The 12613-nt window shown below is 68.7% G+C and carries 10 protein-coding genes; 3 read left to right on the top strand and 7 right to left on the bottom strand.

Annotated features, from left to right (window positions below):
* Nucleotides 1-57 precede the first annotated feature (57 nt).
* Nucleotides 58-1827: an HSP90 family protein gene (locus ABD116_RS33975; protein WP_343980031.1), complete on the top strand. Its 1770-nt coding sequence runs from the start codon at nt 58-60 to the stop codon at nt 1825-1827.
* A complete protein-coding gene (locus tag ABD116_RS33980) occupies nt 1824-4484 on the top strand; it encodes a hypothetical protein (protein ID WP_343980033.1) in 2661 nt (886 codons plus the stop codon). Before ABD116_RS33975 ends, ABD116_RS33980 begins: the two co-directional genes overlap by 4 nt.
* Before the next feature lie 208 nt (nt 4485-4692).
* On the opposite strand, the gene ABD116_RS33985 is transcribed toward ABD116_RS33980, so the two are convergent.
* The 6 genes from ABD116_RS33985 to bioD form a co-directional block, all read right to left on the bottom strand.
* Nucleotides 4693-5451: an SGNH/GDSL hydrolase family protein gene (locus tag ABD116_RS33985; protein WP_343980037.1), complete on the bottom strand. Its 759-nt coding sequence runs from the start codon at nt 5449-5451 to the stop codon at nt 4693-4695.
* A gap of 91 nt (nt 5452-5542) precedes the next feature.
* On the bottom strand, nt 5543-6142 hold the full coding sequence (locus tag ABD116_RS33990) for a histidine phosphatase family protein (protein WP_343980040.1): 600 nt from the start codon (nt 6140-6142) through the stop codon (nt 5543-5545).
* Nucleotides 6133-7683, bottom strand: coding sequence for a glutamine-hydrolyzing GMP synthase (gene guaA / locus ABD116_RS33995; protein ID WP_343980042.1), 1551 nt, complete (start codon nt 7681-7683; stop codon nt 6133-6135). The genes ABD116_RS33990 and guaA overlap by 10 nt, the downstream gene beginning before the upstream one ends.
* On the bottom strand, nt 7680-8783 hold the full coding sequence (locus ABD116_RS34000) for a cytochrome P450 family protein (protein WP_343980045.1): 1104 nt from the start codon (nt 8781-8783) through the stop codon (nt 7680-7682). The genes guaA and ABD116_RS34000 overlap by 4 nt, the downstream gene beginning before the upstream one ends.
* Before the next feature lie 31 nt (nt 8784-8814).
* Complete coding sequence (locus tag ABD116_RS34005) at nt 8815-10734, bottom strand: hypothetical protein (protein ID WP_343980048.1); 1920 nt, start codon at nt 10732-10734, stop codon at nt 8815-8817.
* 88 nt (nt 10735-10822) lie between these two features.
* On the bottom strand, nt 10823-11485 hold the full coding sequence (gene bioD, locus ABD116_RS34010) for a dethiobiotin synthase (RefSeq protein ID WP_343980051.1): 663 nt from the start codon (nt 11483-11485) through the stop codon (nt 10823-10825).
* 122 nt (nt 11486-11607) lie between these two features.
* Between bioD and ABD116_RS34015 the strand changes: the two genes are divergently transcribed.
* Nucleotides 11608-12234, top strand: coding sequence for a helix-turn-helix transcriptional regulator (locus ABD116_RS34015; RefSeq protein ID WP_343980054.1), 627 nt, complete (start codon nt 11608-11610; stop codon nt 12232-12234).
* Here the strand turns inward: ABD116_RS34015 and ABD116_RS34020 are convergent.
* On the bottom strand, nt 12235-12613 hold a 379-nt coding region (locus tag ABD116_RS34020; protein WP_343980057.1), incomplete at its 5' end, for a hypothetical protein.

A 12613-nucleotide genomic window follows, 5' to 3' on the forward strand; every position in this document is an offset into this window, starting at 1 on the left:
TGCGGGTGCTAGTAGCGTGTGCCCAGCCGCTGGGGGGCGGCCGAAGAAGGAGTGGGGATGGGAAGCGAGAAGTTCCAGGTCGACCTGCACGGGGTCGTCGATCTGCTGAGCAATCACCTGTACAGCAGTCCGCGGGTCTACCTGCGCGAGTTGCTGCAGAACGCCGTCGACGCGATCACCGCGCGCCGGGCCGGCGACGCCGATGCGCCTGGGCGGATCGACGTACAGGTCGATGACCGGCGGATCAGCGTCAGCGACTCCGGGATCGGGCTGCACCCCGGCCAGGTGACCGAGCTGCTCGCGACGATCGGGCGGAGCTCCAAGCGGGACGAGATCGGCTTCGCGCGGACCGAGTTCCTCGGCCAGTTCGGCATCGGGCTGCTGTCGGCGTTCATGGTGGCCGAGGAGATCGAGGTGGTCACCCGCCCGGCCGACGGGCCCACCACGCTCTGGGTCGGTACGGCGGACGGCAGCTACTCGCTCCAGGAGACCGCCCCGCGCGACGAGGCCGGCACCACCGTCACGCTGACCGCGAGACGCGGCGCCGAGCAGTGGTACAAGCAGGCCACCGTGATCGAGCTGATCCGCCTCTTCGGCGCCCTGCTCCCACTGGAGATCAAGGTCAACGGCGAGCAGGTCACCGACGGCCGCGCCCCCTGGGAAGCAACCGGTACTACGCAACGCGCCGAACTACTCGGCTACGCGCAGGACAAGTTGGGGTTCACCCCCTTCGACGTCATCCCACTCAACATCCCGGCCGCCGGGCTGACCGGCGTCGCGTTCGTGCTGCCCTTCCCCGCCAACCCAGCTGAGCGCGCGACCCATCGCGTCTACCTCAAGCGGATGCTGCTCGCCGAAGGCGTCGAGGGGCTGCTGCCGGACTGGGCGTTCTTCGTCCGCGCTGTCATCGACACCTCCGAATTGCGCCCGACCGCGAGTCGCGAGGCCCTGTTCGACGACGGCAACCTCGAGGCGACCCGGGAGGCGCTCGGCGCTCAGCTGCGCGGCTGGCTGGTCAGACTCGGTAGTACCGATCCGGCCAAGCTCGACCGCTTCCTCGGCATCCACCAGCTCGGCGTGAAGGCGCTCGCGCTGCACGACGACGAGATGCTCCGGCTGGTCTACCGCTGGCTGCGGTTCGAGACCAACCACGGCCGGATGACCGCTGCCGAGCTGCACGAACGGCATGGCGAGATCCGTTATGTCGCGACGATCGAGGAGTTTCGGCAGCTCGCCGCCGTCGCTGCCGCGCAGCAGCTCACGGTCGTCAACGGCGGCTACACCTACGACAGCGAGCTGCTCGAACGGCTGCCCGACGTCGTCCCCGAGCTGACCACGAGCCGCTTCGACCCGACCGAGCTCTCGACCAGCTTCGACAGTCTGGATCCGGCCACCGAGCTGGCGTTGCGGCCGTTCATCCGCCTTGCCCAGGATGCTTTGGATGCGGTCGGGTGCGAGGTCGTCGTGCGCGCCTTCGACCCGGCCGGGTTGCCTGCGATCTACCTGGTCGACCGGTCGGCGCAGTTCGCCGCTGAGCTTCGCAGTACGAAGAGCAAGGCAGACGCGTTGTGGGCCGAGGTGCTCGGCGCGCTCGACACGCATGACGACAGCCGGCCGCAGCTCGTGCTCAACCACCGCAGCCCGCTGGTACGCCGGATGGTCTCGCTGACCGACCCCGAGCTGACCCGGCTGGCCGTGGAAGGCCTGTACGGGCACGCGTTGATGCTCGGCTACCACCCGATCGGCCCCGCGGACTCCGCCCTGGTGAACCGCTCCTTCCTCGGCCTGCTCGACCAGGCCGTTCCCTCGCAGGAGGACCCGCGATGAGTGACGACCTGGTCGATCGGCTGCAGCGCGCGGAGAGTACGCCGTACGGGAAGGCGCGGTCGGCGTTGCTGGAGGACGTCGTCCGCCGGGCTGACGCGGCCGAGAACCAGGAGCTGTCGTTCTACTCGCGGCTGAGCCTGGTTACGGCGTACGTGATGGGTGGCGAGGCGCGGAAGTCGTTGGTGCCGTTCGCGCGGTGCGTGGCCGACTGGGATGCGGAGCCGGAGCGGTACAGCGATCACACGCATACGTTCCTGTGGACGTTCAAGTACGCGCCCAGCACGTTGAGCCAGTTCCCTGAGGTGCCGTTGGCGCAGACTTACGGCGTACTGGATGACATGGAGCGGCGGTGGCGTACCGGCGGGCACAGCATGCATGCGGTGCACCAGTACCGCTGGCTGGTGGCTAGTCATGTCGGTGATGCGGAGACAGCAGCCGAGCAGTACCGGCTCTGGTCGACCGCGCCGCGCGACTCGTTGTCGGACTGCGTCGGGTGCGATCCGACCTCGAAGGTCAGCCACCTGATCGACATCGGGCGGCCGGCCGATGCGGTGGCGTTGGCTGTCGGCGTACTGGACGGGACGCTGACCTGCAACGAGCAACCACAGCAGATGCTGACCGCGTTGCTGCCGGCTTATGTTGCCGAGGGCATGTATTCGGAGGCGGTCGACGCACATCGGCGGGCTTATCGAGCGCTGCGCAATCTGCCCGGTGAGCTGAAGGCCTACGCCGACCATGTCGTCTTCCTTGCCCGGACCGGCAATGAAACAAAGGCTGTTGAGCTGGTGGAGCGGCACCTGGCGGATCTCGACGACCCGCCGACCACGCTGGCGGAGATGAACTTCGCCGCAGCCGCATCCCTTGCGCTGGGGCGAGTCGGCTCCCTCATGATCCGTCGGCCCCAAGGTGACGACGTACCGGCGCCTCAGCTCGCCGCGGAGCTGGCTGATCGAGCGCTCGGGCTCGCGGCTCGGTTTGACGAGCGCAATGGGACCCAGCATCAGACTCAGGTCATCCAGTCGGTACTTACGGCTGAGCCCTGGGTGGAGTACCTGCCGTTGTCCGAGACAGCGCGGCGCGCTCGGGCACGAGTCGAAGTACCGCAGCCTCAACCGGAGCCGGCGGAGGTACCGACTGAGACGCCCCATGGCAGTGGGTGGCTGGACCGGGCTGAGGAGGCCTGGCAGCACTACCGGCGGGACGAGGCCATCGCAGCTTGGAAGTCCTTCGAAGCCGAGGTCCCCGAGGAGTCCCGCACTGCGCTGGACCGTGCCCGTCTGCTCGACCTCTTGGGCCTGACCTCCCAGGACGAGCCGGAGGTCGCTCTGGACGCCTGGCGCAGCGCCCTGAGCCTGTACGCCGACCTGGGCGAAGAGGCCCGTCTCCTGCGCAACCGTGCGCGGATCGCCCGCATGCTGGGTCACCTGGGCCAAGTCGAAGAGGCCTTGGCCACCGGTGAGCAGCCGATGCGCTGGCTGATCGCCAACGACGAACCCCGCCGACGCGCCGGCTGGCAGGACTCGCTGGCCACGCTCTACGCCCAGGACGGCCGCTTCGAAGACGCGATCGCCGAGCTCGACGCCGCCCGCCAACTCCCCGAGACCGACGCCGACCAACTGGCCAGCTCGTCGATCCTGCTGAGCAACCTCCTGGTCCAGCTGAACCGGCTGGAGGAGGCCGAGGCGGCTGCGACCGTCGGCCTGACCACCAGCGACGACCTGGCTCGGTCGGTGGCTTACCGGCAGCGCGGTCGGGTCCGGGCGAAGCTGGATCGCGCGGCTGAGGCTGTCGACGATCTGGAGGAGGGGATCGCCATCGCGTCCGGCCTTCCCGTCTCGCAACCGCACGTCGCCTTCGGTCAGGTCGACCTGGCGCGCGCCTACCTGATGGCCGGGCGGCCGCTCGAGGCAGCCGAGACGGCTGAGGAGGCGTCGCCGGTGCTGGAGAGCGACCCTGACTTCGCCTGGACGTTGGCGGACGCTCGCGGCGTACTGGTCGATGCCTACCGTGCTCTCGGCGAACTGGACGCCGCGCTGGCCAAGGTCCGCGCCCAGCTGACCGACGCTCCCGAGGAGGCGCACCCGCACTGGCTGGGCCTGCTGCGCAAGGACGAGGGCATGCTCCTCGAGCGCATGGACCGCGACGAGGAAGCAGTCGACGCCCTGGTCGCGGCGGCCGAGTACTTCGAAGCCGCCGAGCAGCCGATCGAGTACGTCCAGGCAATCCGCCTGGCCGCCCAGTCAGCCCGCTACTGCGGCAACTTCCCCCTGGTACCGGAGCTCTTGGCCAAAGCCCAACCAGTACTGGAAGCCCTGCCCTCAGCCGACGAGTCAGTCATCTTCCAGCAAGCAGGCATCCACTTGGACCTAGCCATGCTCGAACTCAGCAAAGGCGACCCCGCCGCAGCCGTAGCCCAAGCCCACCAAGCCGCGGCGTACTACGAACGCGGCGCCTTCGACTCCCAGCTGACCAACGCCAAACTCCTCATCGCCGAACACGGCACCACAGACGAAGCCCTGGCCCGCGAGATCTTCAACTCAACCACCCCCGGCGACGACTTCTGGTACCGCTCCGGCTACCTCCTCCTGGACCGCCTCCGAACCCAAGGCCAAACCGAAGAAGCAACAGCCCTGGAGACCCGGCTCACCAACCAATAAACCGGCTCGCCACGCATACACAACCCCCGCGAACGGTCGCGAAACGCCGAGGTAAGCGTTTGCTCGTTGAGTTTGGTGTGCGCTGGCGGTCGGGGCCGGACCTCCAGCCGATCAAAACTCGTGCAGCAGGAGGGTTGACGCCCGTGGTTCTGCAGTGCGGCCGGCTCGTGGCGAGCGAGGACGGCTGCCGGCGTACGGCGGGATTGGTTCAGGAGCCGGTGACCTGGCGGCTGGAGGTCAGGGCGTCGGTGATTAGTTCGTCGCGGAAGCGTTGGCCCAGGGGGACCGTGGTGTGGACGCCGTCCCGGACGTAGTGGCGGGTGGATTTGACCGTGGCTATGAACTCGGCCCAGCGGACTACGTGGAGGTTGGGGTAGCGGCGTTCGGCGTCGTCGAGTTGGCGGTTGACCCAGTTGGTGTTGCGGCGGTCGGCCCGTTGGACCAGGTCGGACTCGCGGGTGCGGCAGACGTAGGTGTTGACCCAGAAGACCTCGCGAGCGGGACCGATGATGCGCATCGCGCGGTCGACCTGCGGGCCGAAGGCGGGGGGCTTGAAGATGTCGTTGGAGCCGACTGCCATCACGATCCGGCTCGGCAGCCCGTACTTCGTCTTCCAGCGTTCCAGCGCGTCGACGGCGGCCTCGGTCGGCTGGCCGGCCCAGTTGTGCATGGCCATCGGCTTGTGGGTCAGCGTGAGCACCCGGCGGGCCAGGTGGTTGCCGTCCTGGACCATGATGCTGTCACCGAACAGGAAGACCCCGTCGGCCGCGAGCACCCGGCGGATCTGGTCGTCGGAGGAGATCGAGGTGTTCAGCCCCTCCCACGGGTCAAGCTGCCCCGAGCCGTAGGTGTCCGCCGAGACCGAGTTCGACGTCGCGACCATCGCCGCACCCGTGGCAACGGCGACTGCCCCGAATCCGAGCAGACGACGGCGTGACAGCCTCACCCCACCCACAGACGTCCCCACAATCCCTACTCTGCGTCTCGACTCACGGCCTCACAACCGATCCCCCCGAATTCTGCAGGAACTCTCAGCAATCCACCACATGGCGGGGCTCCTACTGGCTCCCGAAGGCCGGCCCGTCGTCCTTCAACTGATCCCCCGCCACCGCGATTCGCCGACCGTCCGTGTTCAGCAGCTGCCCGGCTGTGGCGGTCGCCGTGAGTGCGGCCACGGCGCGGAGTACACCTGCGTGAGCAACCACGAGGACCACCGGCGCAAGGGCGGCGGCACTCTTCAGCCCTCGCTGGACGCGGTCGGCCAACAGATCGAAAGGTTCGCTGTCACCCGGAAGGGCAGTCGAGGTGCCGTTTCGCCAGGCAGCCAACGCCCCGGGAAAGGCGCTCTCGATCTCGGCGCCCGTGAGCCCGGTGAGGGTCCTGCTCCACCGCTCTCGCAGGTCCGGCAACTCCGTCGGCTCGGCGAGGCCCAGGGTCTTGGCGACGATTGCGGCGGTCTCTCGTGCTCTGCTCAGGTCGGAGCAGCCGACGGCTCCGACTCCGGCGTCGCGGCAACGACGGACCAGCTCGGCTGCTTGCTGCCTGCCGAGCTGGGTCAGCGGTGGATCTGCCTGCCCGGCCCATCGGCCGTCCGCGTTCCAGGTCGACTGACCGTGGCGGACGACGATGAGCTGGACCGTGGTGGGGGCTACTCCCACTCGATGGTGCCCGGCGGCTTGCTGGTGATGTCGAGGGTGACCCGGTTGATCTCGTCGACCTCGTTGGTGATCCGGGTGGAGATCTTCTCCAGTACTTCGTACGGCAGGCGGGCCCAGTCGGCCGTCATCGCGTCCTCGCTGGTGACCGGGCGCAGGACGACCGGGTGCCCGTACGTGCGGCCGTCGCCCTGGACGCCGACCGAGCGGACGTCGGCGAGCAGTACCACCGGGAACTGCCAGATGTCGCGGTCCAGGCCGGCCGCGGTCAGCTCGGTGCGGGCGATCAGGTCGGCCGCGCGGAGGATCTCCAGCCGGTCCTTGGTGACCTCGCCGATGATCCGGATCGACAGCCCCGGGCCCGGGAACGGGTGCCGGTAGACCAGCGACTCGGGCAGCCCGAGGGCGATCCCGAGCTCACGGACCTCGTCCTTGAACAGCGTCCGCAGCGGCTCGATCAGCGAGAACTGCAGGTCGTCCGGCAGCCCGCCGACGTTGTGGTGCGACTTGATGTTGGCCGTGCCGGTCCCGCCGCCGGACTCGACCACGTCCGGGTACAGGGTGCCCTGGACCAGGTACTCGATGTGGCGCTCGGCGTCCAGCTTGCGGGCGGTCGCCTCGAAGGTGCGGATGAACTCGCGGCCGACGATCTTGCGCTTCTGCTCCGGCTCGGTGACGCCGGCCAGCGCGCCGAGGAACTGGTCCTCCGCGTCGACGACCTCCAGCCGGGTGCCGGTGACGGCGACGAAGTCCTTCTCGATCTGGTCGGACTCGCCGGCCCGCTGCAGTCCGTGGTCGACGTACACACAGGTGAGCTGGTCGCCGATCGCCTTGCTGACGAGGGCGGCCGCGACGGCGGAGTCGACGCCGCCGGACAGCGCGCACAGGACCTGCTTGTCGCCGACCTGCTTGCGGATCAGCTCGACCTGCTCGTCGACCAGGTTGGTGGTCGTCCAGTCGCCCTTGCAGCCGGCGATGTCGTAGAGGAAGTGCTCGAGCACGGCCTGCCCGGCCTGCGAGTGCAGCACCTCCGGGTGCCACTGCACACCGGCCAGTTTGCGGTCCAGATCCTCGAAGGCCGCCACGGGAGCACCCTCGGACGCAGCCAGTACGTCGAACCCGGCCGGCGCAGCGTGCACCGCGTCGCCGTGGGACATCCAGACGCTGAGGTCCACCGGGATCCCGGCGAGCAGCGTGCCGGCCGCGCCGACGGTCACCGGGGTCCGGCCGAACTCACGCAGCCCGGTACGCCGGACGTCGCCGCCGAGCGTCTGCGCCATCGCCTGGAACCCGTAGCAGATCCCGAACGCGGGCACCCCGGCCTCGAACAGCCCCGACTCGACCCGCGGCGCGCCCTCGGCGTACACCGACTGCGGTCCGCCGGACAGGACGATCGCCTTCGGCTTCCGGGCCAGCATCTCCTCGACCGCCATCGACGACGGCACGATCTCGGAGTACACGTTGGCCTCGCGCACCCGGCGCGCGATCAACTGCGCGTACTGCGCCCCGAAGTCGACGACCAGAACCAGCTCATGCTCAGTCACTTGTCAAGGGTATCGGTGCAGGTCAGCTCGGCTGTAATCGCGCTGGCCACCACCACCCGGGCAGGCGCCCGGAACGACAACAACTCAATCATCGGCGGCTGATCCTCCACAGCCCGTACTACGGACAGCAACGCCCCTGCACATTCCACCGCAACCCGCGCTTCCAACCGGGCCAGCCCGGCCCCGAGGCAGCGGTGAATCCCGAGCCCGAAAGCCAGATCGGCCGGCCCTCCATGCCCGGACAGCCCGAGCAGGATCGGCGCACCAGCAGGCAACTCGACTCCACCGACTGCGGCAGGCCGAGCCGTAACTCGCCGCCAAGTCGGCACCGACGACGCCTCCCGCAGCGCATCCTCAACGACAGCGGCCGCATCGGCCACCACAGCCGCGGCGGCGGTGAGTAAGCGATGGAAAACGGTGGAGATCAACTGGGTGGTTGTCTCTTGGCCTGCGATCAGCAGGAAGTAGGCGACTGCGCAGATCTCTTCATCGGACAGGCCGAGAGTGACCAGTACGCCGAAGAGATCGTCGCCGGGCAGCCGCCTCGCAGCACCCACTCGTTGCCGTAACCATCCGTAGAACTCCGCCGCGCTGTGCGCCAGCTCCAACTGCCGATCCTCGTCCGGCCAGCCCCAGAACAACTCGAGCGACTCCCGGCTCCAAGCCTTCAGCGCCGGTACGTCGACATCGTCCAGCCCGAGCAGATGCAGCAGCACCAAAGCCGGCGGCTCCGCAGCAACCGCCTCGACCAGATCGACCGGACCGAACTCCAGCGCCGCGCGAGCAGCATCAATCCGCTCGGAGACCAGCCGTCGGGTCAGTGGTTCGACAGCAGCGACCCGGGCGGGGCTGAAGAAGCGGGCTACGGCGGCGCGGATCGGGCGGTGGGACGGTCCTGCGTTGTTCGCCAGCGTCGGCGGCAGCGCGAACCCAGCACCCTGCAGCACGCGCAGTGCCTTCACGCTCAACGCAGTGTGAGCGACCACTGCGTTGTCCGGTCGGAACGTCGCCGGATCGAGCAACACCTCGCGTACCTCGGCCGGCTCGTCGATGACCCACATACCCAGCGATTCGTCGTACCGGGCAGGGCAGTGGGTCACCGAGCGAGTGTAGATCCAGCGCCTCGAGCCGCTAGCCGAGCGGTGTGATCCGCGCCGTCCAGTCCGCACCGATCGTCGCCAGCGCGTTGCCCGAGACATCGAAGCCGAGCCGGGTCTCGCCGACCGCCGTCGACGCACCGCTCGCCAGATCGAGCACCCGCACCTGCCGCACCTGCGGATCACCAGCCTGCTGCACCGTGTACGCCGCCTTGCCACCACCCACCTTGAGCTGCCCGAAGCCCAACTCGCCTCCAAGCGAGACCCCTTCGATCACAACCCCGGTCGCCAGGTTGCGGTAGCCGATCCGATACCCGGCACCCGTGTAGCTCAGCCACACCAGGTACTGCGAGTCCGCGTCCGCCGCCAGCACCGTCTCCGAGCCCGCCGGCCGCATCACCGTCTCGGTCCCTGTCGCCAGGTCCTTCTGCACGATCGCGAAGTCGTCGTCGTAGTGATAAAGCTTGCCATCGGCAACCGGCAGGAAGTCCTCTTCGCCCAGCACCGTGTTGGTCCCGGTCGCCCGGTCGTACAGCATCGCGGTCTGATCCGAGTAGAGGTCCTCGCAAACCCCACCCTCACAAGGCGGTCCGGCGTACTGCTCCCGCGTCCACCGCACCCACCGCCCGCTCACACTCATCGCGTAATCCGGCGAGGCCCGCAGCCCTTCCTGGTCCGAGACGAAGACCAGCGACTGGCTCCCATCAGGCGAGATCAGCCGGAGATCGCCATGCCCGTCCAGATACGCCGTACTCCGGTTCTCCGTCGTCACCTGCGTCGCCCGGACCACCGGCGCGACCGTCGTCTCCGCGCCGAGCTTGACCGCCCCGGCCTGCACCTTGTAGCTGCGCTGGTAGAGCGTGTCCTTGCCCCGCCCGTCGCTGTAGAACACCCGATCCGCACCCAGCGCGACCGACCCCGTGACCGGCACGAGCCGCTGCACCGCCTGCACCCGGGTCTTCACCGCCGCCGCGCTGACAGCCGCCGCCTTCACGATCGAAGCCGGTTCACCCGGTACGTCGTACAAGAACTTGCTCCCGTTGGACACAACCGTCCTCGTCCCGACCAGCGTGCTCGCGACCCCGCCCGCGGTGATCGACCCCGAGGTGCACTCGTCGGCGGTCCCTAGCGAGCACACGTCCCAGCCAACCGACGTACTGGCAGCCGAAGTACCCGCAACCGCGGTCCGCGAGACGCGCCCGGGCACATCCCCAATCGCGTGCCCCGACCCCGCAGTACCGAGCGTCGCCAGCCAGATCTCGCTGCCACCCGTCGCCGGGTTGAACCGCGCCCAGCCTGCATGCGTCGCGGACAGCGAGTAGGCCCAGACACTCCCCGCCAGTACGTCGCCCAGCACGACCTGCGCCGACGGCGCGGCGTACGGGACGTAGGTGACGATGATCTTCCCGTCGGTCGGTCCAGCCGGCGCAACCAGATATCCCGCCGGTCCGGTAGCAACGATCTGATCCCCAGCCGGATAGCCAGGTGAGCTCACCACGCAACCACCAGCGGAGACATCAACCCGCCGCCCATCCGCGCTGATCCACCCGAACGGAGTCACCGCCCGCACCGCAAGGTCCGACTGATCGACGCCGCCGTCGTCAGCCGGCTCCGGCGTACCGGCCGGACAGGTCCTGACCTGCGGATCCCCGATCACCTGGTACTTCGTCTGCAGCCCCGGACTGTAGACCTTGTCCCCGGACAGCCGCCCGAAAGCCACCTCGTACGCCGCTGCGCCGGCCGGCTTCACCCAAGTCGTCGCCGGTGTCGGGTCACCCACCCGCCCCACCTGGTAAAGCGTCCCGGCGGCCGAAGCCCCGAGCACCCTGATCCGCGGCTGCTCCGACCGCACCCCGTTGAGCTTCTTCGTCCCCACCGGATCCGCGGCCGCTGCCGTCCCGGCCGCTCCCGCCAGCAGCAGACCCGCCAGCGCCATCGATCCCAATACCTTCATCTATCCCCCACCGTAGATCGGACTCTGCTCTGTCCTACCCGCAGAGAAACCGATCTCCTACAGCCCAGGAGATGTCAAAACCTGCAACTCACTCGAACCAACTGGCCGCCGCCGCAACGAACGCCTCCCGCTCAAGCTCACCAGCGCCTGCCGGAATCCGCCCGATCACCGGTACGCCGGTCGTGGCCGGCAAGTCCTCCAAGTTGCACCGCTCAGCCAGCTCCGGCTCAGCCGGCCACGACCCGACCACCAGCCCCGCGATCGGCAACCCCCGCGCCCGCAACGCCTCGACGGTCAGTCCGGTGTGGTTCAACGTGCCGAGCCCTGCGCGGGCAACAACAACGAACGCGAACGGAATCTCCAACCGGGCTGCCAGATCCGCCAGATCGTTGCCATCGTCATCCAACCCGACGAGCAGCCCACCCGCGCCCTCGACCAACACCAGATCACGATCCACCGCAAGCTTCTCGATCGTCCGCGCATGATCGTCGACCGACGGCAACACAACCCCCTGCCGCCGTCCGGCCGTCGTCGGCGCCAGCGGCTCGAGCAGCCGGACCCCTTCGTGCAGATCGGCCACCCCGGTCAGCCGCTGGACCTCCTGCAGATCGCCCGGCTCGTCGGCGGTCACACCGGTCTGAGCGGGCTTCAGGACAGCGACCGATCCCCGCGCCGTGGCCGCGAACGCCGCGGTGACGACGGTCTTGCCGACGCCTGTGTCGGTACCGGTGACGAAGAGGATCCGGGTCATTTCGCCGAGCCTACGGGTGTGAACCGGGTGGGTGCTGGGGCACCCCTAGGGATTGACCCTAGGGCGGGTAACCGGCCGATCGCGCATCGTAGTACGCATCGCGTCACTCATGGGGAGGAACGATGGGGCTACGGGTTCCGGTGTACGTGCACTCGGCCGATTCGATCTCGCGATCGGGGGTGGAGAGTCAGCTCCGGTTCCGGCCGGAGGTCCGGGTGGTCGAGGACGACCGGCTGGACGACAGCGTGGTCGCCGTCGTCGCCGCCGAGTCACCCGACCCCGCGACGCTGGACTCGCTGGCCGACCTGCGCCGGCGCGGCGTGGACAAGATCATCCTGGTGGTCGCCACCCTCAACGACGCCGACCTGATCTCGGTGATCGAGGCCGGTGTCTGCGCCCTGATCCGCCGTTCCGAGGTAACCCCCGACCGGCTGGCCGAGCTGGTCCGGCGGGCGTCGGCCGGCGAGGCCGAGCTGCCGTCGGATCTGCTCACCCGGCTGTTCCGGCAGGTCTCCCACATGCAGAACGACGTATTGACTCCGCGCGGACTGCGGCTGGCGGGACTGTCGCCGCGGGAGACCGCGATCCTCAAGCTGGTCGCCGAGGGCTACGACACCGACGAGATCGCCGACCGGCTGAGCTATTCGCCGCGCACCGTGAAGAACGTCCTGCACGGGGTGACGACGCGGTTCCAGCTGCGCAACCGCTCGCACGCGGTCGCGTACGCGCTGAAGGAAGGCCTGATCTGATCACGACAGCAGCCGGCCCGAGAACGAGACCGACGGCGTGCAGCGATCCGACCCGACGCCTGCCGCCGTGCAATTCACCGACACCACGACCGGTTGCCCGACAGCCGCGTTGAGCGGCTCGAGATAGTGGTAGTCCAGGTCGCGGAAGTTGGCCAGCCCGATCTCCAGCACGATGTCCTTGCCGATCGAGATCCGCAGGATCCCGCTGTCGCCGCGGGGGTTCTGCAGCACCAGGTCGGCGATCTCGATCCGCTTCTTCGGCGGTGCGGTGTAGCTGAAGGTCTGGAACGAGCCGTCCGTCACCAGCTTGGCCTCGGTGGCGACCCGGAAGCTCAACGGGAGCGGGCCGGTCGGGGCGGCGGCCCCGGGCTTGACAGCA

This window comes from Kribbella koreensis, assembly GCF_039525325.1.
Lineage (GTDB): Bacteria > Actinomycetota > Actinomycetes > Propionibacteriales > Kribbellaceae > Kribbella > Kribbella koreensis.

Coding starts and splice junctions, on each gene's coding strand:
- ABD116_RS34015 (WP_343980054.1), top strand. CDS start 11,608: ATGGGGCTACGGGTTCCGGTGTACGTGCACTCGGCCGATTCGATCTCG.
- ABD116_RS33975 (WP_343980031.1), top strand. CDS start 58: ATGGGAAGCGAGAAGTTCCAGGTCGACCTGCACGGGGTCGTCGATCTG.
- ABD116_RS33980 (WP_343980033.1), top strand. CDS start 1,824: ATGAGTGACGACCTGGTCGATCGGCTGCAGCGCGCGGAGAGTACGCCG.
- bioD (WP_343980051.1), bottom strand. CDS start 11,485: ATGACCCGGATCCTCTTCGTCACCGGTACCGACACAGGCGTCGGCAAG.
- ABD116_RS34005 (WP_343980048.1), bottom strand. CDS start 10,734: ATGAAGGTATTGGGATCGATGGCGCTGGCGGGTCTGCTGCTGGCGGGA.